This window comes from Veillonella sp. AF13-2 (genome assembly GCF_003603295.1).
Taxonomy (GTDB): Bacteria; Bacillota; Negativicutes; order Veillonellales; family Veillonellaceae; genus Veillonella; species Veillonella parvula_E.
In genome coordinates this window covers 221984-244484 of record NZ_QTMT01000002.1, presented here as the reverse complement: position 1 = coordinate 244484, position 22501 = coordinate 221984, and the positions used below count along the sequence as shown (strand labels likewise).

Sequence of the window (22501 nt, the reverse complement as noted above, 5' to 3'; positions counted from 1 at the left end):
ATAAAGAATGATAATTCATATCAATTTATTGGCTGAAATATTATATCCTAACTTCTGGTTAAGTTGGGATAATACGTCTCTTCTTGAAGTATATATGCTATGCTAGTAGATTGATTCTATATTACGATGCAGGTGCATCGAATCGCTTTCACAAGAACGATGATATGAAACAGTTAGCATTGTTCTATGCCCTAAATTTAAGGAGGACTACTATGAAACCTTTCGAACTCGCACCATTACCGTATGCTTATGATTACCTAGAGCCTGTTATCGATGCTGAAACAATGAAATTGCATCATGACAAGCATCATCAAGCATATGTTAATAATTTGAACGCGGCCATCGCGAAATATCCGGATCTTGCGTATGGTTGTGTAGATTGCATTCTTGGCGATATTGCTAATGTGCCTGAAGATATCCGTCAAGCAGTTATCAACAATGGTGGCGGTCACAAGAACCACACCATGTTCTGGGAAATCATGACAAAACCAGATACTTCTAAATTACAAGGCCCTTTGAAAGAGGCTATTGACGCTGAACTTGGCGGCTACGATGCTTTTGTTGAAAGCTTCTCTACTGCGGCAGCTACACGTTTTGGCTCTGGTTGGGCTTGGCTTGTAGTTAACAAAGATGGCAAGCTAGAAGTGACATCCTCTGCAAACCAAGATAATCCTATATTGGAAGGTAAAACAGCAATTCTATGCTTAGACGTTTGGGAACATGCATACTACTTGCACTATCAAAACCGTCGTCCAGATTATATCAAGGAATTCTTCCGCGTTATTAACTGGGACAAAGTTTCTGAAAACTACGAAAAAGCATTGAAACCACATCATGATTAAGGTGTATACTTGTTAGAAACAGAAACAGAAACAGAAACAGAAACAGAAACAGAAACAGAAACAGAAACGAGAATAATAATATAATGCAACGTAAATACCGGATAGTTGGTCTACATGATCGATTATCCGGTGTTTTATTACTGTTATTTCATCTTATAAATAACTTTCAAAAGTATAGCCACGGATACAGATTTTTTAATCGATATCGTTTATCATAGAACCATAGGTCATTACATATAGACCTTTTACCGTAAATAAATAGCCTCATATGTGTAATATACGCATATAGAGGAATGATACTATTTTATAAGTATAGTATAGAAATTTTTGACACGAGAGGAGCAAAATGGAAAAGAAATTAGATTTATCTAAATCGGTATATGATTTGGTGAAAGAATATCCTGAAGTAACAGATATTATGAAGGAATTAGGATTCAGCGAAATCACAAATAAGGTGATGTTGAATTCTGTTGGTAAAATCATGACTATCCCGAAAGGGGCTAAGATGAAAGGTGTATCCATGATCGATATCGTGGGTGCTTTTATGAAAGCTGGTTTTACCTTAGAAGGTGACATGCCAAACTTATCGGGTGATGATGCGGAATCTGCGGGGCATCCTGGCGTGGCATCTACTGAAGCGGTTACAAAGTCTAATGTTACGGATGCATCTGCTAAGGTAGCTTCTAGTACAGTTGCAGCAGACGCAGTAGAAACAAATGCAGCAGCATCTACTACAGCGAAAGCTAACACGGAAGAAAATTCCGAAGCTAAGGCTGAAGATGCTGTTCAAGACAGCGAACGTGTAGAGCAACTTAAAGGTTTCTTGAAACGTTTAGGTACAGGTGAAGACCTTGGTGCCGTTCGTGAAGATTTTGCTAGTCAATTCGCCCATGTTGAGGCTAGTGAAATCATGAAAGCTGAGCAAGGTCTCATGCGTGAAGGTACACCGTTAGCTGAGGTGCAACAATTATGTGACCTTCACTCTGCCTTGTTCCACGGTTCTACTATTCATGAACAAATGGAGTCAGAACATGCTAAGGTTGAGGCTGTGCTAGAGGCTCAAGAGAAGAGCCAAAGTGTGGTATCCTTAATTGAAACAGTAGGACATCCACTCCATCAATTAACAGAAGAAAACAAGGCTCTTGATGCGTTAATTGAATCCATTCGACCTAAGGTGGCAGATAAAACGGCAACCGTTGATGATGTAAATGCAGTGCGTCAAGTATCTGTTCACTATGCTAAGAAGGGTGACCTTTTGTATCCGCATTTGAAAGTAGCCTATGATATTTCTGGTCCATCTATGGTTATGTGGACTGTTGATGGTGATATTCGGGACCAACTAGGTGATTTAGCTAAGTCTAGCCAAAGCGTAGATGATTGGTATAGACGTTTTGATGAGCTTCTTACACGTGCGCAAGAAATGATCTATAAAGAACAAAATATTTTGTTCCCAATCTGTGCAGAAAACTTCAGCACTGAAGAGTGGTACCAAATCTACAAAGATACAGCGCAGTATGAAGAAATTTTTGGGGTAAAACGCACTGCTTGGTCAGAGGCTGAAACCGCATTAGCAACACAAACAACAAAAGCAAGTGGCGATGATAATACCATTGCTCTAATCGGTGGTAGCTTGACTGTGGATCAATTAAATGCCATGCTTAATACAATGCCAATGGAAGTAACTTTCGTTGATCACGAAGACATTAACCGTTACTTCAACGATGGTGAAAAGGTCTTCAAACGCCCTACGACAGCTATTGGTCGCGATGTGTATTCCTGCCATCCGCCAAAGGTAGAACCAATCGTACGTGGTATCATCGATTCCTTCCGTAAAGGTGATCGCGATAATGTAGCAGTATGGCTTGAAAAGCAAGGCCGTCCTTTCTATGTTAATTACATGGCTGTTCGTGACCAAAACAATAACTATATTGGTACATTGGAACTCGTACAAGACATGCAATTTGCAAAAGATCATTTCGCTAGAACTAAATAAGACCCTATATATGTGGTAACCTGAATAGGTAACATATATGAGACATATATAGAAAAGTAAGACATATATAGAAAAAAGGCTGCTCTACACGATTTGGTGGTAGAGCAGTCTTTTTGTATGCCTCATAATTTACCGTACATACATCCTTGTATGTACTAAGGTTGTGTAGGGAAATAGTATGATTAGATACGATTATTATGCTTAATATGACTGATATGTTAAATATTTCTAATAATGCTGTGGGTAGCGGTTTTTATGTTTTCTAGGCTTGTAGCTAAGTTCAGACGTACAAAGGTTGCGTAGTTTTCGCCTCCGAACCATTCGCCAAAGCTAGGTGCGAGGCGGCATTTGTTTTCGAATAGGTCGTGCATATCTTCGGGCTTTACATAGGCACCAAAGTCAATCCAGGCTAAATAGGTGCCATCCATAGGGCTGATGCAGATTTTTGGTAATGCCGTACAAAGCTCTCGGCACAGATATTCATAGTTTTTACGAACGACGGCTAGTATATCTGTTAACCATGCTTCGCCCTCTGGGTGAGTGTAGGCTGCTGTGACGGCAGTTTCGGCAATAACGTCTGAGTCCGTATGGTATACATGAGCTTTATAGGCGTTGAATTGGCTTCGTAGCTTTTCGTTAGGAATGATAGCCTCTGCGTGGTGCAAGCTAGCCATATTGAACGACTTGGACAAGGAGGACATGGCAATCATGTTATCTGCATAGGCTCCGTTCTTTACGGTTAAGGCTGATGTAAATGGTGTTGGGCCTGTGATGAGATCTTGATGGATTTCGTCGCTTATGATGAGCACATGGTGGCGCTTACAGATGCCAAATAATCGGACCATCTCCTCTTCCGTCCACACATGGCCCACAGGGTTGTGTGGGTTGCAGTGAATGAACAGCTTCACATCGTGCTCGATAATTGCTATTTCAAAGGTCTCATAATCGACAGTATAGCGATTATCTTCGTTCCGTTTCATCGGAACTGCGATGATGTGACGTTGTGCATCGCTGGCGCTCGTATCAAAGGCGCCGTATACAGGACTTAGAACGGCGATGGAATCGTTTGGTTTTGTGAAAGCCCCAATACACCACATAATACCGGTAATGACATTGGGGGCGCTAGTGAGCCAGTCCTGTTCAATGCCGCAGTTGTGACGCCGTTTGTACCAATTTATGACCGCCTTTATATAATTTGGATTTGTCATAGTATAACCTAGAGGATTGGCTTTCACATAGCTACAGATGGCATTTTGGATGCACTGAGGCGGCATAAAGTCCATATCTGCCACCCATAATGGTAATAGGTCGGTGCGACTGAATTTTAAGTGCTCACCGTCCCATTTGCGGGAATGAGAACCGTGGCGGTCTATATAGTATTTGCTAGTGAATTCTGCTGTGTTCATAAGAAACCTCATATAAGGATATACCTTGACTTTTATATCTTTAATTCTTATATGTATGTATATATTCAATTACGAAATAGATATTTCTATTTCGTAAGGTGTATCTATAATTCTTATTATTGTATCTATTATCAGTATACATGCATCCTATTATATGTAAATGGACTTGTATAAAATCTATGCAATCCTTGCATGAATAGGGGCTATATTCGTATACAAAAGGTGTTATATTTGCTTGACTGTTGGGACTTTCACAATTTAGAATATACTATAGAATAGTGTGAGTCTGACCAGTGACCACACGTCTATCGAATGGTTACAAAAGATAAATGTTAGCAGCATGTGGCGGCGTCCCTATGTGAGAGGGCTCATCGGAATGCTTAGGTGCATGCAACGCTGTAAGTATAGTATACTGGATCCTTGTTAGGAGGCATGTGCCATGAGTAACGAATTAAAACCACTACATTTTGATGCGGATTATACGATGGAGGAAGCGCTCGCGGAGGCGAAACGTTGTCTAAATTGTCCAAAACCTTTATGCCGTATGGGTTGTCCTATTGAAAACGAAATACCTCGTTTCATCCAAGCTATCGCACGTGGTAATTTTGGTGAAGCTAATGATATCTTAGCGGAACGAACAAATTTACCGTCTATCTGCGGTCGCGTATGCCCACGAGAAAATCAATGCGAAGGCAACTGTATCATGAATAAGGCGAAAAAACCGCCTATTAACATCGGTAAATTAGAACGCTTCGCTGCTGACTTTGAAAGCATCAATGAACTTCGCAAACCTAAGAAGATTAAACAAGATCTTGGTAAGGTAGCGGTAGTAGGGTCTGGTCCTGCAGGTTTGTCCGTAGCAGGTGATGTGGCTAAACTCGGTTATGAAGTAACCGTATTTGAAGGTCAATCTGAACCAGGGGGCGTACTCTTATTTGGTATTCCGGAATTCCGCTTGTCTAAAGCCGTTGTACGTCGTGAGATCGCTCGTCTTGAAGGGTTAGGCGTTAAGTTCGTATGCAATACATTTATCGGCCAAGATAAAACTTTGGACGATCTCTTTGCTGAAGGATATGATTCTATCTTCATCGGTACTGGTACGCATATTCCTCAAGACGTGCGCATGGAAAACGATGAAGTACCTGGTGTATTCCAAGCAATGTACTTGTTGACGAATGTACAATTGGTAGAAAATGGGGAACTTGATGAAAATCAAATTCCTGTTAAAAAAGGTGACCGTGTTATCATCATCGGTGGTGGTAACGTAGCGATGGATGCGGCTCGTACATGCGTACGTTTAGGCTGCGAAGCGGTAACAGTAGCATATCGTCGTAGCCAAGAACAAATGCCAGCCTTGTTGTCTGAATACGAAGAAGCGCGCGCTGAAGGCGTTCAATTCCAATGGTTCGCTTCTCCAGTAGGCGTAGAAGGTACAGATAAGGTTGAAGGCTTCAAATATGAAGTGATGGCGCTTAACGAAGATGGTGCAGGTATCCACGGCACTGGTAATTTCCAAGTAATGCCTGTTGATAAAATCATTATCGCCGCAGGTCATAAACCAAATGCTCGTCTTGTAGGTGAAGGTAATAACTTAAAGGTAGATGAAAAAGGTTATATTATTACATCTGAAGATCCATATGGTATGACTAGTCGTGAAGGCGTGTTTGCAGGTGGTGACGTTGTTCATAAACCTGCTACCGTAGTATTGGCTATGCGTGAAGCTAAAAAAGCTGTTGATGGTATGGTTAAATACATGGAAATCAAAAAAGCACAAGAAAGCGCAAATCAATAATTTTATATGAATACATAGAAAGGACTATACAGTTCAGCTGTATAGTCCTTTTGTATTGTTAATAAACTTATTATTCCTAAATGTATTTTAACAATATTGCGTATTTACTATATATCGCATTTACTATATATCGTATAGTCTTCTTGTATTATGGATAGAACTAGGTAATTTTATAAATCAAGTGTATGCATAATATATGAATACTGTATAAGAATTGCAATATATAGATAATACCTGTATTTTTGATTTACTATCTGTATTTTTAATGATAATAACTTTTATATATACTAAAATTCCACGAAATGATGAAATCCTACGTAATGAAATCTGCATAGCACAAAAGCCTTAACTAAAATGATTTACACATTAGTTTTTGTTAAGGCTTTTGTGTTATCGCTTTTCAACCACTACTAGGAAATGATTGAGCCCAGATTTATAGTAAAGGCATAAATATGTGTTGAGGGAGAAAGTAGATAGAGGTTGGCATGAATCCTATCGTATGTTGTCAAGATCTACAAGTTCGACAAGAAGTTCACAAGCTTGGTGTATTGATTTTACTTTGGCGCAGACAATTGGGAATGACTCAATATCAATTGGCAGATAAATCTGGTTTAGCCCAATCTTATATTAGTGACCTTGAAAGTGGTGCCGTAGATCCTCGGTGGTCCACAATTTATAGAGTCGTATATGGACTTGGAGAGATGAACATACAAGATTTTTTGAATGGGCCGCAAACCATTAGAAGCCTAAAGATTCATTAATGATGATGACTTCCATAGTTTGCATATTGCGCATCTTTTTATAGTAAATGGTTAATGCATTACATATGCGGTCGGGAGAACCACAGTCATAGCATTTTTCTTCTAATGTGGCACATGGATTGAGAGAGCTCTTTTTGTTCTTTTTGCTGTTGAGCGGAGCGGCCACATTACGTGCACGATAGATGGCGGAAGCTAAATCCGGCGTGATTTTGTTGATGCCTAGCACAAAAAATACTTCTTGAGAGCCAAAGAGTGAGGCGGCAACACGATTACCCGTACCATCAATATTGATCATTTCCCCCGTTTGAGCAAGAGCATTGACAGAGGTGAGAAATACATCACGTCCCATGGTGCGCAATGCGGTGTCGCGGAAGCTTTCACTAGGAAGGGGACGTTGAATATCCGTTACATCTTCGTTGACTTCGGATAGGGCTTCATAAGCATTGAGTTTTAGTAATGTGCGAGAGTCCCCGATGGCTACATGTTTGTTTTGAATACGATCTTTTAAATAGGAAATAGCTTCAGTACCTGTTTCGAAATAATGGACTACAAAATTATTGCGTTCCAAGGCTTTAATTGTTTTCTCTATGTCTATAGGTGTGTCATTGTATTTTGGATGTATAACAGCATTGATCGTTGTCTCTGTATTCGCCATAAGACCTCCTAAATGGGTGTATAAGGAATATAAATTGGCATTTGGCTATCCGTATTTTGTTTCTATTATTGTAGCGTATTATGTGTAAAGAGTTCAATTATTGGTATGTAGTTCATAGATAAACATTAATTGAAGTGCTGTATGTTAAAATTTAAAGTAAAACTTTAGGAATCTAATCCAATTTTATACTTAAAATAATAAAAATTTGGAATGAAATCCAACTTTATGATAAAATTAATATAAAGTTGGAATGGAATCCAAATTTATTAGGTAAGTGATATGATATCTGATATTACTAATACATGGGTTCCATCTATGAGAAGGTACATAGATGAGGAGGCCCTTATGAAGTTAATTCAGCGCCAAGGATATCTAGATTTTTTACGGCGTAATCGAGAGCGGCCTATTATTAAGGTCGTTTCAGGCATACGCCGTTGTGGTAAATCTACATTGTTTAGGCTGTTTAAAGATGAGTTATTGGCAGATAATGTGAAGCCTGAACAGATTATTTCCATTAATTTTGAAGAATTGGAATACGAGCATTTGCGAGATTACCATGCGTTGTATCAATATATTTTAGAACGTATGCAGCCTAATGAAACGAATTACATTTTTCTTGATGAAATTCAGCATGTAGAACAATTTCATCGTGTCGTAGATAGCTTGTTTGTAAAAGAGAACACAGATTTATATATTACGGGCTCCAATGCATACTTTATGTCTTCTGATATCGCCACATTATTGACTGGACGATATGTGGAAATTCAGATGTTGCCATTGTCCTTCAGTGAGTTTTACCATAGCAAGTATGAGGGTAATCAGTATTCTTTGATTCCTGCCTATGAGGCCTATCTTCGTGAAAGTTCCTTCCCTTATACTCAGCAATTAGGGGGCGAAGACTTTGATATTCAAGAATACTTACGTGGATTATATAATACTTTGTTATTGCATGATGTTGTGGCTCGATTGAAAATTAATGATGTCACAATTTTACAAGATATAGTGCGGTATATTATGGCGAATGTTGGTAGTTTACTTTCACCAAATAAAATAGCCAACTCTCTCGTTAATGCAGGTCGAAAAATCGATAATAAAACTGTAGAACGGTATTTACAAGGATTACAGGATAGCTTGTTGTTATATAAGGTAAATCGCTATGACGTACGAGGTAAAGAATTACTACGTATCAATGCAAAGTATTATAGTGTTGATGTAACATTACGAAATTTGCTAGTTGGGAATGCGAGCCGTGATACAGGTCATATTCTAGAAAATATCGTTTTTCTAGAGCTCATTAGACGAGGATACACCGTATATGTAGGGCAACTGGCTAAGGGTGAAATAGATTTTGTAGCACAAAAAGGGGGAATTACCGAATATTATCAAGTTAGTGAGACCGTACTTGACTCTAATACTTTGAGCCGAGAACTAGCACCGCTTGAGGCGGTACAAGACCAATACTCTAAGTTTTTGCTCACCTTAGATGAACTAAATAAAAATGCCAACTACGACGGAATTCAACAACGAAATGTTTTAGAATGGTTGTTAGAGAGTCGTTAACTTGCTATAATAATAGTATTGATATGGCGTAATGCCAATGTTAAGGAGGCAAAAATCGTGGATTTAATTCAAAAATTAAAAGACCAAGTAAAACCATTAGGTAAAAAAATCGTGTTGCCAGAATACAAAGATGAACGCGTATTGAAAGCAACTGAAATTATTTTGAAAGAAGGTTTCGTAACACCTGTACTCGTTGGTAATCCTGCTGAAATCGCTGAGGCTGCTAAAGCTGTTGGTGTATCCATCGAAGGTGCTGAAATCATCGATCCTGCTAACTACGATCGTTACCAAGAAATGGTTGATACATTCGTAGAATTGCGCGCTAAAAAAGGCATGACTCCTGAAAAAGCTGACGCAACTATGAAAGGCGATTGCTTGTTCTTCGGTGCTATGCTTGTTCGCCTTGGCGCAGTAGATGGCATGGTTGCTGGTTCCGCTTGCCCAACTGCAAACGTATTGCGCGCTGCATTGCAAGTTGTAGGTACTAAACCAGGTCTTAAAACTGTATCTTCTTCCATGTTCATGTTCACAAGCAAAAAAGAATATGGCGACGACGGTATGCTTGTATTCTCTGACTGCGGCGTATTGCCTAATCCAACTAGCGAACAATTGGCTGATATTGCAGAATCCACTGTAGAAAAAGCTCGCAAAGTTGTTGGCATGGCTGACCCTCGCGTATCCATGTTGTCCTTCTCCACAAAAGGTTCTGCTTCCACTCCAGAAGTAGATAAAGTGGTTGAAGCTGTTAACATCTTGAAAGAACGCAACGTTGACTTCAAATTCGACGGCGAATTACAATTGGATGCTTCCATTGTTCCTTCCGTAGCAGAAAAGAAAGCTCCTGGCTCCAATGTAGCTGGTAAAGCTAACATCTTGATTTTCCCTGATCTTCAAGCTGCTAACATTGGTTACAAATTGGTACAACGCTTCTCCGGCGCTGATGCTCTTGGCCCATTGATTCAAGGCTTGGCTAAACCAGTTCATGACCTTTCCCGTGGCTGCTCTGCTCAAGACGTTGTAGACGTTGCTGCTATCGCTGCTGTTGAAAGTATCTAATAGCTGCCTACATAATTTTATATATACATATATGTCATATATGTTTTGATATGCTGAAAGCTGGCTCTATAGGGCCAGCTTTTTGTATGTTCAATATATATCCATATATTTTTATATTCATTACTCTATATTATTTTCTACAGCATTACCATTATTGTTATGTTACTTTCAAATTCGTAGCCACTGCGACAGACAGAATCCATGGTTGGTCGTATAGTATAACTATAAGAAAATAGATCGGCGTAAACCATTGGAGGTGTATCTTATGAGTTTTGGGACTATTAATAAATCCATGACCGTAGCTGATGCGGTTAAAGTAAATCCAGAGTTAATGGATGTATTAGCAAAAGATGGAATTGATTTTTGCTGTGGTGGTGGACATCCTTTAGCGGAGGCTATTGCAGAAAAAGGTAAAGATGTGGATGCATACATTGCTATGCTAAATGATGTACAAGTTGCTCAGAAATCTTCTCGTGCAGAGGTGCTTAGCTATTCTAAAGACCAATTGATTGATTACATTGTTCATACCTATCATAGAGAACAATTAAATATGATTGATGAAATTGACCAAGGGTTGGCAAAACTGCTAAATGTACATTATGACCATCATGGTGAGGAATTGACAAAGATTTATCAAACCTTTTTGAACCTCAAATCTGCTCTTGTACCTCATTTCCGGCATGAAGAACATGTAGACTTCCCTGAATTTAAAGCGGGTAAACCCGTAGACTTTGAAGAACTTCGTGCTGAACACGAAGCTGCAGGTGTACTTTTGGAATCCTTAAGTGCATTGACCAATCAGTACACGGCACCAGCAGATGGTTGTGCTACTTATGTTTATGTATTTAAGACCATGAAAGCCTTAGAAGAAGGCCTGCATGAACATATTTTCTTAGAAAATTCTGTTTTGTTTGACATGAAATAGATTATAATATCATCTGTATAATGACAAGGAGCTATTGCAAAATGGCTCCTTGTATGTAGTAAAGACACCAATCGAATGGTTGGTGTCTTTTGTTTTCTTGAGAATCATGAGTTTGTAGCTATAGTATGGGGGAAATACATCATTTGCGTAAATTCATATAGAAGGTGTATGATTAAATTAGTTATATTTGATTAATATATTTAATCAATATATTGAGTAAATGCACTTGATATATACAGGTGTAGTTATGTTTGAAGTCGTGAAAAGGAGAGGGCTATGATTTCTGTATTCGACACAAATCCTGTTGTTTTTGAAAGTACGGATCGTATATTGACGGTTAGTTACAATGGTGTACTCTGCAAAGATGCAAATGGTCAGGTGATAACTGACATTGATTTTGATGATGTAAATGAGCTTCATCTTACAAGATATTTAAATTCAAATAGTAATTATTCGATTATATTTAGAGACCATAATTGGAAAAATATAGAAGGTCAAGATTTAGATACGGACCGTACAGAATCTAATGCTGGTCATAATATTCGTGAAACTAAAGCAATCATTGCTGCCTTTGCTCGCCATAAATTGACAGCGGACTTCCCTGCAAATTTAGACACTCTTCAATTACCACTAGATTACTCCTACATGGGTAAACGAGAAATTACCATTAAAAACGGTGTTATCTCGAATGGTAAGGTAGATATTCCTATTAATGAAATTCGTCGCGTAGTGTGTGCATCTAATGGTACAATTAGTAAACTATTAGTATATAAAGAAGAAAAACCTAGTTCCTTCTTCAAAAAGATTTTCGACAAATGTGATATGAAAATCACGTTGAATGCTATTACGTTGCCTTTGTTGGAAGCTATCGTAACGCGTAATACAGGCCATGGTATCGATTTCTCCCGCGGTAATGGCTTTGATCAAAATGATTCCAACTATATTATTATTCGCTATCTTGACTCTGGATTCTTCCTTGAAAAAGATGGTACAGCAACAACAGAATGGCAAAAAACTGCGGCGGAAACAACGGCAAAATTTAATTATGATGTGAAAACATTATTAGTGTAATAAAGATTTTTAATTTAAATTAGGAGATTCCATGTCTGTATATCAATTTTCCCTGCCTACTAAGTCTGGTGAATTACAATCCTTACAAACTTATGAAGGTAAGGTTCTTATCATTGTTAACACGGCGAGCAAATGTGGATTTAAATTATCTCAATGGTATCGATCCTAATTATTTAAAGGACGATGAGGTAAAGTGGAACTTCACTAAGTTTGTTATAGATCGTAAAGGTAATGTGGTAGGACGCTTCGAGCCTGTTGTAAAACCGATGGAAATGGAAGCTTTCATTAAAAAACTCATTTAGTAGAGTCATTAGTATGGTAAAGAAAAGAACCGCTAGTTTTTGTAACTAGCGGTTCTTTTGCGTAAATAAATATATATATATATATATTTATTTTTGTTTATACATAGTAATGTAAGGTTTTATGTGAATAGGAAATAAAAATTTCCTAGGAGATTTTTTGTATCATTATGGGCTTAAAGTATGTTTTGAGGCTCATCTTTAAAGATAAATCCCGTCATCGATAGGGAGCCCGACTTATAGGTTTGATTAAATACAGTCGGTTTTGTCCCTTCGCTAGCGGCCATAATATAGATTAATGGTAGATAGTGATCTGGTGTAGGTGCAGCATAGCTAGCCTGAGGATGTTGGGTGTAATTAACAACAGTATCTACATCATTTTCTAAGATTGCTTTAGAAATGTATTGGTCAAACTCAATTGTGGCGGAGGTGCCAGATGGATTATCCCATTCTATGCGTCTTAGATTATGAACGATATTACCACTGCCCATGATGAGATAGCCTTCATCGCGTAATGATTGAAGTTTTACGCCTAATTGATAGGCTTCTTTTGGGCTTAGGTATTTATTGATAGATAGTTGGACAACAGGAATTGATGCATCAGGGAACATGTGAACTAACACGGTCCACATGCCGTGGTCGATACCCCAAGTGTTATTTATAGAAATGGAGTTACCCAGTAATTTTTGTACTTCTTTCGTTAAATTGCTGTCACCCTTAGCAGGATACACAACTTCGTAGAGTTCTTGAGGGAATCCATACATATCGTAAATTTGTTTTGGATTCTCTGCACTTTGAATGTAGGTGCCATCTGCATACCAATGGGCAGAGATGGCAAGTATGGCTTTTGGTTTGCCATAGTTGTTAATTATATTTTGTCCTATACTTTTGAAAGTATTTGTTGTTTCTGTATGTTCTAAAGCCATCATAGGGCTGCCGTGACCGACGAATAGTGTAGGCATGCGTTTCATAATATCACCTAATCCTTCAATTGATAATGTGTAATCTGTTTAATGCTGTAAAATTGATACAATTGTTTAGCTATAAATGTTGATGACTAAATCTAATAGTTATTGATTCACCAACCGATAATTGTATTTAGTTAGTGAGTTTATTATATATTGGTGCAAATATTTTGAATAGTAGAATTATTTGAGATAGGTACTATCAAATATGATAGAATTGTGATATTTACTGATTAAAAATTTTTCAAAAATTTTTGTACCCTAAAAAATGATACTATAAAATACTTGCAATTCTAAAAAATTGTGATATGATTTGAACTACATTAAGTGGAAATATTTCTAATACCGAAATAGAAATTGTAGTATAGCGATAAAGAGTAGCATAGCTATAGGTATTATTTTTGTTATAACAAGCTACTTAAGCTAGATATATAAGGAGAATGACAATGGCAGAGCAACTTGTAAATGTTCATGATCTAGTTGGCAGATGTCCTTTTGCAACGAGTCAAAAGTTATTGGCTGGCAAATGGTCTTTGTTGATTATGCATGAATTATCTGAAGGTCCTGTGCGCTTCCGTGAACTAGAACGGAGATTACATCCAATTACACAAGCTACACTTACAAGAGCGTTGCGCCAAATGGAAGATGATGGCCTTGTACATCGTGAAGTATATGGAACCATTCCACCAAAGGTTGAATATAGCCTTACCGAAGTGGGGGCTGGTTTTAAAACTGTATTAGCTTCCCTTGAAAACTGGGGTAACCAATATATCGACTATATGAAAGCCGCTGGCCGCATCTAAGAAATGCCAGCGGCATTTCTGCCCTTATTATGATACATATGGGGCACTATATATTTGATAAGACTTTAAAAAAGTCCTTTATATGTGTCATGAATAGCCATTTGTTTATGCCATGCATTTAGAAAAATATGGTATAATAAAAAATACGAATGATATAAATTCTCAATAAATTAGAGGTATTGATAATAATGTTACATGTTACTTTTTTAGCGCATAGCGGATTTCTCGTAGAGGATGGTAAGCGTTGCTATGTGTTTGATTATTATAAGGATCCTAATAATATTGTTTGGCAGTTGGCTAAACGAGGTCGTGAACTTTGGTTCTTCGTAAGTCACACTCATGGAGATCACTTTAACCCATCCATTACGGAGTTTGATGGTCCTCAAACGCGCTATATTTGTCATCAAGATGTGCCGTTAGAGGGCAAGGTAAAAAAATGTATTACCATGCGCCCTGGCCAAGATGCACTATTAGATGATGTAGGCATCCATATGTATGGCAGCACCGATGAAGGGGGCTCTTTTTACATAAAGACAAATACGGCGAATATCGACTCTGACTCTATCTTCCATGCAGGAGACCTTAATTGGTGGCATTGGCTTGGTGATACGCCAGAAAACAATGCGGATGCAAAGCGCATGGCTTGGCGTGAGTTCAAGGAATTAGAGGGCTTGTCCGTAGATGTAGCGATGTTCCCTGTAGACAATCGTTTGGAAGACGCTATGGAGTGGGGTAGTATTGAATTTTTGCGCCGTGTACAGGTGAATAAAGCCTTTATTCCAATGCATTTGAATGGTCCATTATGGACACCGTCTGTATACTTTAAAGCTCTCTTTGGGGAGGTGCCGATTTGGGAACCTCAAAAAGATGGCGATGAGGCTACTTTTTAGATTGTAGATATAATTTGTGAAAGTCCGTAGGCCTCGAGGTCACTACGTTATATAGGAACAGTCTATATGCGTAATTGAGTAAGTTAGGATCAAGTGATGATGAAAACCAAACCAGTGGCAACCACCCTGTTGGTTGTCATGGCTATTATATTTTTAATTTCATATCCACAGCGACATGATACATTTTGGGCCTTTATCATGCATATCTCTGGGGCAGCTATGATAGGTGGCCTCGCGGACTGGTATGCAGTAACGGCTCTCTTTACGAAGCCTTTAGGCATTCCTTTTAAAACGGCAATCTTGCCGCGCAGTAAGGAACGATTAATTCAGATAGGTCGCACTATGCTCAGCGAAGAGCTATTGCGCGTGCCACAGATGTATTATGCTATCAAAAAAGAACGCGTTATGGTCCGTATCGTTGAATACGGCATGAGCGATGTGGGACAAGTTCAAATTCGAAATCTCTTGTACGGTGTGGGGAATCAAGTTTTATCTCATATGGATATTGAACCGATGCGCCAAGAGATTAATAAGGCCATTTATAAGGGGGTTACAAACTGGAAAGCAACACCCCTTGTTATTCTCTTTGGTCGTTGTATGCTAGAACGTCACACAGCAAGCGTGTTTTGGCTTTATTTTAACCGCACATGTCAGCGTGTTATCGCATCAAATCAGGTATATCCCTATTTGTATCGCGTCATGCTAGACATTATGAAAACTTATACAAAGGATTCTTTCTTTCGTGAATTGGCTATCGCCTTTGGTGGAGATGGACTTTCACCAGAACGATTGGTAGAGACGGTACAGAAAAAAGCCGTTCAGTTCTTGAAGGAAAATGAATCTATCGATTCTGCATTGGGGCGCTATGTATGGGGCCAAGCAATTCGATTCTTCAATAACCTAGAAACCAATACAGAATGGCAAGCTTTCATCGAAGAACATAAAAATCAGTGGATTAGAATGGTTCTTGAAGAATGGGAAGGCAAACTTATCGATGGGGATACATTGGACTGGAAACGCCTCATGGACATCGTTATGGATCGCTTTAATGTGCTCGGCACCGAAATTTTGTTGAATCCAGACAAGCAGGCGCCGTTTGAGCGGTTCTTCTTGTTGCGTAGTATTCCGTGGTTGCAGAAATTGAACCCCCTCATCGACAGTGTGGTAGGTCAGGAATTATCTCGCTATTCGCCTGATGAAATCACTCAAATTGTTCGTGGCAAAATGTACTATGACCTTCAAATGGTGCGTATTAATGGTTCCCTTATAGGGGCTGTCCTTGGGGGCACCTTATACGGTTTGACCATCATTGTAGAGGGGGTGCTCAAATGATTAGTTATTTGAAATCCCTTACCTTGAAACAGCGTGCTAATGGCATTTTAGGCTTGACTGCCGTATTGTATTGTTTTGCTTTTGTAGGACAATTTTTCTTTGGCTATGAAAGTTGGTATCAACCGTTGTACTGGGCTGTTCAATCTGCCCTCATCGGCAGTGTGGCCGACTGGTTCGCTGTAACAGCATTATTCCGTAAGCCACTAGGTTTCCCATATCATACAGCGCTAATTCCTAGAAATAAAGATCGCCTCATTAATGGCGTTATTAAACTTGTAGAGACGAAGATGCTTACCAAGGAGCGTTGTAAAGTATTATTAAAAAATGTGCAATTTGTGCCATTGTTTGAGAAGTTCTTGTTGTCTCCTGAGGGGCAACGAGCAGCACGCCTTGTGATTCATCAAGGACTACACCTTTTATGGAAATCTCAAACTAATGAAGAATGGGCACAATGGGGGGCAAAACGCATTCGTGGATTGCTTCAACAACATTCTCTCGTGCCCGTTTTGAAACACGTATTACTCGATTTATGTGAGCATAATCGCTATGAAAGCATGGTCGTACAAGTTTTAAACGTGATTCAAGAACGGATTAATCATCCAGCTATGGTTACCTGGCTTACCGCTGTCGTAGCAGAAGAGGCACATAAGAAAAAGCGAAAAGGGTTCTGGTCTGATTTCCTTATTTCTATGTCCGAAGCTACCGATGTAGTAAACTATCAAGAAATGGCAGAGGCTATTGTCCAAGAGGCCTATGCGATGCTGGAAAGCTGGAAACGGCCCAATAGCCCCGAACGAACAGCTTGGTTGCGACAATGGGTAGAACCAATTCGTAATATTGAAGAGAACCATGAAGTCTGCGATGCTCTTAACGAAGCGTGGGAACGCTGGATTCGCGAACAAGACTGGGAATCTGTTATCGAAAACCATTTATGCCCTTATATAGAAGAACTATTGCTTGTAGGGGATGAAAATGGAGAAACTCCGGCTCAGGTTTTAGTTAATATTGCTCTTGAGTTATGGAATGTTTACGGTCAATCAGAAGATCTTAGAAATCGTATTGAAAAAACCTTACACGATATTGGCGACTATGTACTTGAACAAGGGTATGACCTTATTGAAACTATCATACGTCAAGTATTAGGTGGCCTCAGTACAGATAAATTTATTTACTTTATTGAATCTAAGGTGGAGGACGATCTCAGCTGGATCCGCATTAATGGTGCTATCGTTGGTGCTGTAGCGGGTCTGCTTGTATGGACCTTCCTAGAATATGTATATATGCCGTTTTGGCAACAATTTGTAGGCTAAAGTTAATTATCTATAATAAGTTGCTTTAAAATTAAATACACAAAAACTAGCATATAGAAGGAGCTTCTATATGCTAGTTTTTTATGGTTTAATTAATTCTACATTATGGGCTTTTTGAATTAAAATGGATATAGAAAAGGGACTGACCATTGGTCAGTCCCTTTTATGTTATTCTTCCCTTGTATTGTACGGCAATCGCACGGTAAATGTAGTTTTTACTTGTGGTTCACTCGTGGCCGTTACTGTACCATGGTGTAAGTTAATAACTTTATTTACAAAGTATAGGCCTAGGCCGATGCCGTGATTAGACTTTTTATTTCGCGATTGTTCCGTCTGATACATCCGATCCCAAATATGATCCAGAGCTTCAGGTTCGATGCCAATACCATTATCTGTTACGGTAATGACTAAGTCCCTGCCTACTAGTTTAGCCGAAATATCAATAGTAGAGTTTGTAAACTTAATGGCATTGTCCACTAGGTTTGTGATAGCTCGACGTAATGATACTTCGTGAGCATTCATATGTAAATTAGGCTCAATATGAGATGTAATCGTAATCTGTTTATCTGTATTTTCTGTACAGAGTCTTGTATAGTCGTGGACCATATTGGATAACATCAATGATACATTGACAGGTGCAAAGCTTAGACCTTGTGCATTTTCAAGGCGGGCTACATCAAGCAGTTGGCTTACGAGGTTAGTCATGAACTTAGCTTGCTCTAAGATATGTGTTAAACCTTCCCGTAGATCTGCTTCTGTACGACCGTATTTTAGAGCAAATTCACTTTCTGCTTTAATAACGGCAATTGGTGTACGTAGCTCGTGAGATACGTCAGAACTAAACTGTCTTTCACGATTGGAAGAATCCTCAAGACCTGAAATCATACGGTTAAATGTTGTAGTTAGTTCGTAGATTTCATCTCTCGCTGTGCGAGCCGGAATGTCGATACGACGGCTCAAGTCGTTGTTCTTACCGATGACTTTAGCTGTTTTCGTCAAAGTTCGGACCGGTTTAAGTCCTTTTTTGATGAAAAGATAACCGCCTAGGGAGGAAATTAGTAAGAAAATGATATTCCCTAACAGTAAGCTGTATAAAAGGTTTTCCGTCTTTTTAGAGGCTGTTTTTACTTTTGTAACAGCACGCAAAATACCACGATAGTTCGGTTCGTTGACCGGAGTATCGTAGTAGTAGAAGGTATCATCACCAGCAGCAATTTCACCAACTTGGCCTAAGGAAAGGATTGTTTGGTTTGGAAACCCATCTGGCAAGGCGCCTTTAATAATATAGCCATCTTGAGTTGATACAAAGAAGAATGTATTATCTTGGTACGGTTTAAACTTGCGGATATCCGTAGCCATAATCATCGCTTGTTGTTGTAAGCGTTCGCGCACTTCTTTGTTATCGGATTCATGTGTATATGCGTAAATCCATGCGGATGCAACCATCAAAATGATAAGCAAAAAGATGGTATACCAAGACATAATTTTAAAGGTTAGGGGCAGCCGATTAAATAAATCGGTGGCTGCCCCAGACATGGTATCTAGATCTCGGTGAGGATCATTAGTTTTCTGTTTTGAGGACATACCCTACTCCACGAACCGTTTGAATGAGTTTTACATTCTCATCAGTATCAATTTTCTTGCGCAAATCTTTAATGTATACGTCGATAAGGTTAGAGTAGCTTTCATAATCGTATTCCCAAACATGGTCAAGGATTTGTTGACGAGATAATACGATATTTTCGTTACTTGCTAAATAGAATAATAGGTCGAATTCTTTTGCAGTCAATGTAATTGTTTCGCCGTCGCGTTTAACAGTACGTTGAGGAACATTGATGGTAAGTGGACCTACATGGATATCGTTTTGTGCATGACGCGCATTACGACGAGCCAATGCATAAATACGAGCGGTTAACTCTTCAAGATCGAAAGGCTTTACAAGATAATCATCTGCACCAGTGTTAAGGCCTGTAACTTTATCTTGTAAGGAATCCTTTGCTGTTAAAAGCAATACAGGTGTTGTATTACCGTCGTTACGCATTTGTGCAAGAGCACTGATACCATCGAGGATTGGCATCATAATATCCATTACGATAACGTCATAGCTAGATGTGTTAACGTAATCGATCGCTTGTTGCCCATTGAAGCATGTATCAACTGTCATATTTTCTGCACGTAAATATTTAGCCGTGATACCATTCAGCATTTCTTCGTCTTCTACAAGTAAAATTTTCATTCTCTGTTCTCCTTATGTATGATTTAAAAATATAGCTCTCCAACTACATTAATTATAGTCATTATATATATAAACTTTCTTTTTTTGAAAGCCACAACACCATATAAGGTGACTATATATATATAATATTATATAACTTATTTATCTATTATCATACCTTATACAATAGTAATGAGCAAAAGATGAATGTACATGCGAGTTTACAAGACTTTTCTTCATTTTGAAAGCCTTAAAAATGGTGAAAGACTGAAACTTAATGAATTCTGCTAATGAATAAAATCTAACTATATCGAAGATTGCCGTATGCGCATAGATGAGGGTGATTTTATCGATTTTAGATGATGTGCGATAAATCACTAAAAAAACTTATGATAATTATTATCACAGAAATAAATGCTTGTTATGAACGGAGAAATACGATAATTTTCGATGATTAAATTCGAGGTAAATTTAGTAGGAATTTAATGGATATTAATTATTAGGAATGGTTAGCAATAATTAAAAAGCTAGTGTTTATGCGAATTCTATAGATACCAAAGGAAATAAAAACATAGAAAAATTTCGGAACCGAACTACTTTCGTAAAATCCTTAACTTCTTGTAAAAATTATTCATATAGGTAATTTTTTGAATCCTCTTTTTACCTTAAAAATACTAAGTGAAATAAATTATCAATTAGATTAATCAAAATTAATTATGCATAATAGGGTTTAGACATGACCTGAAATGCTCTCTATAATTATAGGTAAAGAAATAAGAAAAATCGCATAAGTATGGGGTTTTTCTTCAAAGAAAAATGATTAGGTTATCAAAAATTTTTATAAGTTTTTGAAATGAGATAGTCTAACAAGTTTTCTTATTAATAGGTAGTTATGAGGAGGTCATTATGGAACAGTTTGATGTTCTAGTAGTAGGTAGCGGTGGCGCTGGTCAACGCGCGGCTCTTGAAGTTGGTCGTCGCAAAGGCTTAAAAGTAGCTCTTATTACTAAAATTTTCCCAACTCGCTCTGCAACAGCAATGGCGCAAGGCGGTGTAAATGCATGTTTGAATAACGTTGCAGCTGAAGACACAATCGAAACACATACTTTCGACACAGTAAAAGGTTCTGACTATCTTGGCGACCAAGATGCGATCGAATTCTTCTGCTCTCGTTGTCCAGAAGGCGTACTTGAAATGGACCACATGGGTGCTCCATTCTCCCGTACTCAAGAAAACAAAATTGCGCAACGTAACTTCGGTGGTCAATCCTATCCACGTACTTGCTACTCTGCGGATAAAACTGGTCACGTAATTTTGCACACAACTTACGAACAATGCTTGAAAGAAGGCGTACACTTCTTACAAGAATGGTATCTTTTAGATCTTGTTAAATCTGCAGAAGGTCACGTTGGTGGCGCTGTAGTTTGGAACATGAAAGAAGGTAAAGTAGAACAAATTAAAGCAAAAGCAATTATCTTGTCTACTGGTGGTGCAGGCCGTATCTTCTGGACTCGTACTACAAACCCATTCCTTTCCACAGGCGATGGTATGGCAGCAGCATTCCGCGCTGGTAACGGCTTGAAAGATATGGAAATGATCCAATTCCATCCAACTGGTCTTGGTCGTACTGGTATCTTGATGTCCGAAGCGGTTCGTGGTGAAGGTGGTTACCTTCTTAACGCTGAAGGCGAACGTTTCATGAAAAAATATGCGCCTAACAAAATGGAATTGGCATCTCGTGACGTTGTAGCGAAAGCCATCGAAGATGAAATCGCTGCAGGTCGTGGCTTCGGTTCTGGCCTTAACGCATATGTAGTAGCTGACCTTCGTCACTTGGGCCCTGAAGTTATTATCGAAAAACTTCATGGTATCCGCGACTTAGCTATGTGCTTCGAACATTGCGATCCATTAGTACAACCAGTACCTATTCGTCCTACATGTCACTATACAATGGGCGGTATCGACGTAGTAGATTACAAAACTTGTGCATGTGAATTGCCTGGTTTGTTCTCCTCCGGCGAAGCTTCTTGTATCTCTATCCACGGTGCTAACCGTTTAGGTGGTAACTCCTTGGCAGACGGCGTAGTATTCGGTAAAGTATCTGGTGCTGGTGCAGCTGACTATGCTGAAACACATGAACAACCTAACGTAGATGCAGAATTAGCTGCAGCTGCAAAAGCTTGGGAAGCTAAATTCACTGAAGTAACAACTCGTGAAGGCGGTCGTCCTGTAGTTGAAATCCGCGATGCATTGGCTGATGCAATGTGGAACAAAGTAGGTATCTTCCGTAATGAAGAAGGTATTACTGAAGCATTAAAAGAAATCGATCAATTGATGGAAGATTACAAAACTTGTTATGTAGGTGACCCTGAACGTACTTACAACATGGCATTCGTTAACTATTGTGAAATCGGTTCCATGTTAACAGTAGCTAAAGCTATTGCTATGGGCGCTTTACACCGTCGTGAATCTCGTGGTGCTCATATCCGTGAAGACCATCCAAAACGTAATGATGAAAGATACTTAAAACACTCTTTGATCAAATTGGGTGCTAACGGCGAGTACGAATTGACTGAACGCGACGTAGTGTTCACTAAATACGAACCACAAGAAAGGAAGTACTAAG

The 22501-nt window shown here is 38.8% G+C and carries 18 protein-coding genes and 1 pseudogene; 14 read left to right on the top strand and 5 right to left on the bottom strand.

The features are described 5' to 3' along the window. Positions 1-212: 212 nt before the first annotated feature. Together DWV85_RS04995 and DWV85_RS04990 are read left to right on the top strand one after the other, a co-directional pair. Entirely contained in the window at positions 213-842 is a 630-nt protein-coding gene (locus DWV85_RS04995) for a superoxide dismutase (RefSeq protein WP_123138180.1), read from the top strand. Between the two features lie 346 nt (positions 843-1188). Further along, a complete protein-coding gene (locus DWV85_RS04990) occupies positions 1189-2835 on the top strand; it encodes a DUF438 domain-containing protein (RefSeq protein WP_123138179.1) in 1647 nt (548 codons plus the stop codon). A gap of 218 nt (positions 2836-3053) precedes the next feature. On the opposite strand, the gene DWV85_RS04985 is transcribed toward DWV85_RS04990, so the two are convergent. Continuing rightward, positions 3054-4241 (bottom strand): aminotransferase class I/II-fold pyridoxal phosphate-dependent enzyme, encoded by a 1188-nt coding sequence (locus DWV85_RS04985; protein ID WP_123138178.1) that lies wholly within the window; start codon positions 4239-4241, stop codon positions 3054-3056. Between the two features lie 439 nt (positions 4242-4680). On the opposite strand from DWV85_RS04985, the gene DWV85_RS04980 reads away from it, so the two are divergent. Then, complete coding sequence (locus DWV85_RS04980) at positions 4681-6033, top strand: NAD(P)-dependent oxidoreductase (RefSeq protein ID WP_004694624.1); 1353 nt, start codon at positions 4681-4683, stop codon at positions 6031-6033. 485 nt (positions 6034-6518) lie between these two features. Further along, positions 6519-6794, top strand: coding sequence for a helix-turn-helix domain-containing protein (locus tag DWV85_RS04975; protein WP_004694625.1), 276 nt, complete (start codon positions 6519-6521; stop codon positions 6792-6794). On the opposite strand, the gene DWV85_RS04970 is transcribed toward DWV85_RS04975, so the two are convergent. After that, on the bottom strand, positions 6772-7449 hold the full coding sequence (locus DWV85_RS04970) for a lactate utilization protein (protein WP_123138177.1): 678 nt from the start codon (positions 7447-7449) through the stop codon (positions 6772-6774). The two genes, DWV85_RS04975 and DWV85_RS04970, sit on opposite strands and share 23 nt — an antisense overlap. A 345-nt stretch (positions 7450-7794) precedes the next feature. On the opposite strand from DWV85_RS04970, the gene DWV85_RS04965 reads away from it, so the two are divergent. The 5 genes and pseudogenes from DWV85_RS04965 to DWV85_RS04945 all read left to right on the top strand — a co-directional run bounded on the left by DWV85_RS04965 (position 7795) and on the right by DWV85_RS04945 (position 12363). Continuing rightward, entirely contained in the window at positions 7795-9009 is a 1215-nt protein-coding gene (locus DWV85_RS04965) for an ATP-binding protein (RefSeq protein WP_123138176.1), read from the top strand. 57 nt (positions 9010-9066) lie between these two features. Beyond that, positions 9067-10065, top strand: coding sequence for a phosphate acetyltransferase (gene pta / locus DWV85_RS04960; RefSeq protein WP_008602113.1), 999 nt, complete (start codon positions 9067-9069; stop codon positions 10063-10065). Between the two features lie 265 nt (positions 10066-10330). After that, a complete protein-coding gene (locus tag DWV85_RS04955) occupies positions 10331-10990 on the top strand; it encodes a DUF542 domain-containing protein (protein WP_123138175.1) in 660 nt (219 codons plus the stop codon). Positions 10991-11266: 276 nt separating this feature from the next. Beyond that, on the top strand, positions 11267-12061 hold the full coding sequence (locus DWV85_RS04950; RefSeq protein WP_123138174.1) for a hypothetical protein: 795 nt from the start codon (positions 11267-11269) through the stop codon (positions 12059-12061). Positions 12062-12092: 31 nt separating this feature from the next. Beyond that, positions 12093-12363, top strand: a pseudogene (locus DWV85_RS04945) (hypothetical protein). A 173-nt stretch (positions 12364-12536) separates the two neighbouring features. On the opposite strand, the gene ygiD reads toward DWV85_RS04945, so the two are convergent. Next, entirely contained in the window at positions 12537-13331 is a 795-nt protein-coding gene (gene ygiD, locus DWV85_RS04940) for a 4,5-DOPA dioxygenase extradiol (RefSeq protein WP_123138173.1), read from the bottom strand. Positions 13332-13771: 440 nt separating this feature from the next. Here ygiD and DWV85_RS04935 point away from each other — a divergent pair, with 440 nt between their 5' ends. The 4 genes from DWV85_RS04935 (at position 13772) to DWV85_RS04920 (ending at position 17660) form a co-directional block, all read left to right on the top strand. Next, positions 13772-14128 carry a helix-turn-helix domain-containing protein gene (locus DWV85_RS04935; protein WP_004694640.1) on the top strand — a complete coding sequence of 119 codons (357 nt, stop codon included), beginning with the start codon at positions 13772-13774 and terminating at the stop codon, positions 14126-14128. A gap of 188 nt (positions 14129-14316) precedes the next feature. Continuing rightward, the gene (locus tag DWV85_RS04930) at positions 14317-15018 is read left to right on the top strand and encodes an MBL fold metallo-hydrolase (RefSeq protein ID WP_123138172.1); all 702 of its coding nucleotides are present in this window, start codon (positions 14317-14319) and stop codon (positions 15016-15018) included. A 96-nt stretch (positions 15019-15114) separates the two neighbouring features. Then, positions 15115-16350, top strand: coding sequence for a DUF445 family protein (locus DWV85_RS04925; protein WP_058948266.1), 1236 nt, complete (start codon positions 15115-15117; stop codon positions 16348-16350). Further along, positions 16347-17660 (top strand): DUF445 domain-containing protein, encoded by a 1314-nt coding sequence (locus DWV85_RS04920; RefSeq protein WP_058948265.1) that lies wholly within the window; start codon positions 16347-16349, stop codon positions 17658-17660. The genes DWV85_RS04925 and DWV85_RS04920 overlap by 4 nt, the downstream gene beginning before the upstream one ends. A gap of 168 nt (positions 17661-17828) precedes the next feature. Here the strand turns inward: DWV85_RS04920 and DWV85_RS04915 are convergent, their stop codons facing one another. Beyond that, positions 17829-19244 (bottom strand): HAMP domain-containing sensor histidine kinase, encoded by a 1416-nt coding sequence (locus tag DWV85_RS04915; RefSeq protein WP_004694649.1) that lies wholly within the window; start codon positions 19242-19244, stop codon positions 17829-17831. Beyond that, positions 19222-19896 carry a response regulator transcription factor gene (locus DWV85_RS04910; RefSeq protein WP_004698139.1) on the bottom strand — a complete coding sequence of 225 codons (675 nt, stop codon included), beginning with the start codon at positions 19894-19896 and terminating at the stop codon, positions 19222-19224. The genes DWV85_RS04915 and DWV85_RS04910 overlap by 23 nt, the downstream gene beginning before the upstream one ends. Before the next feature lie 885 nt (positions 19897-20781). Between DWV85_RS04910 and DWV85_RS04905 the strand changes: the two genes are divergently transcribed. Further along, on the top strand, positions 20782-22500 hold the full coding sequence (locus DWV85_RS04905) for an FAD-binding protein (protein ID WP_060919146.1): 1719 nt from the start codon (positions 20782-20784) through the stop codon (positions 22498-22500). Position 22501 lies beyond the last annotated feature (1 nt).

What these genes read in the sequence shown, in the direction of transcription:
- DWV85_RS04995 (WP_123138180.1), top strand. Translation starts at nt 213, where the DNA reads ATGAAACCTTTCGAACTCGCACCATTACCGTATGCTTATGATTACCTA.
- DWV85_RS04990 (WP_123138179.1), top strand. Translation starts at nt 1,189, where the DNA reads ATGGAAAAGAAATTAGATTTATCTAAATCGGTATATGATTTGGTGAAA.
- DWV85_RS04985 (WP_123138178.1), bottom strand. Translation starts at nt 4,241, where the DNA reads ATGAACACAGCAGAATTCACTAGCAAATACTATATAGACCGCCACGGT.
- DWV85_RS04980 (WP_004694624.1), top strand. Translation starts at nt 4,681, where the DNA reads ATGAGTAACGAATTAAAACCACTACATTTTGATGCGGATTATACGATG.
- DWV85_RS04975 (WP_004694625.1), top strand. Translation starts at nt 6,519, where the DNA reads ATGAATCCTATCGTATGTTGTCAAGATCTACAAGTTCGACAAGAAGTT.
- DWV85_RS04970 (WP_123138177.1), bottom strand. Translation starts at nt 7,449, where the DNA reads ATGGCGAATACAGAGACAACGATCAATGCTGTTATACATCCAAAATAC.
- DWV85_RS04965 (WP_123138176.1), top strand. Translation starts at nt 7,795, where the DNA reads ATGAAGTTAATTCAGCGCCAAGGATATCTAGATTTTTTACGGCGTAAT.
- DWV85_RS04955 (WP_123138175.1), top strand. Translation starts at nt 10,331, where the DNA reads ATGAGTTTTGGGACTATTAATAAATCCATGACCGTAGCTGATGCGGTT.
- DWV85_RS04950 (WP_123138174.1), top strand. Translation starts at nt 11,267, where the DNA reads ATGATTTCTGTATTCGACACAAATCCTGTTGTTTTTGAAAGTACGGAT.
- ygiD (WP_123138173.1), bottom strand. Translation starts at nt 13,331, where the DNA reads ATGAAACGCATGCCTACACTATTCGTCGGTCACGGCAGCCCTATGATG.
- DWV85_RS04935 (WP_004694640.1), top strand. Translation starts at nt 13,772, where the DNA reads ATGGCAGAGCAACTTGTAAATGTTCATGATCTAGTTGGCAGATGTCCT.
- DWV85_RS04930 (WP_123138172.1), top strand. Translation starts at nt 14,317, where the DNA reads ATGTTACATGTTACTTTTTTAGCGCATAGCGGATTTCTCGTAGAGGAT.
- DWV85_RS04925 (WP_058948266.1), top strand. Translation starts at nt 15,115, where the DNA reads ATGATGAAAACCAAACCAGTGGCAACCACCCTGTTGGTTGTCATGGCT.
- DWV85_RS04920 (WP_058948265.1), top strand. Translation starts at nt 16,347, where the DNA reads ATGATTAGTTATTTGAAATCCCTTACCTTGAAACAGCGTGCTAATGGC.
- DWV85_RS04915 (WP_004694649.1), bottom strand. Translation starts at nt 19,244, where the DNA reads ATGTCCTCAAAACAGAAAACTAATGATCCTCACCGAGATCTAGATACC.
- DWV85_RS04910 (WP_004698139.1), bottom strand. Translation starts at nt 19,896, where the DNA reads ATGAAAATTTTACTTGTAGAAGACGAAGAAATGCTGAATGGTATCACG.
- DWV85_RS04905 (WP_060919146.1), top strand. Translation starts at nt 20,782, where the DNA reads ATGGAACAGTTTGATGTTCTAGTAGTAGGTAGCGGTGGCGCTGGTCAA.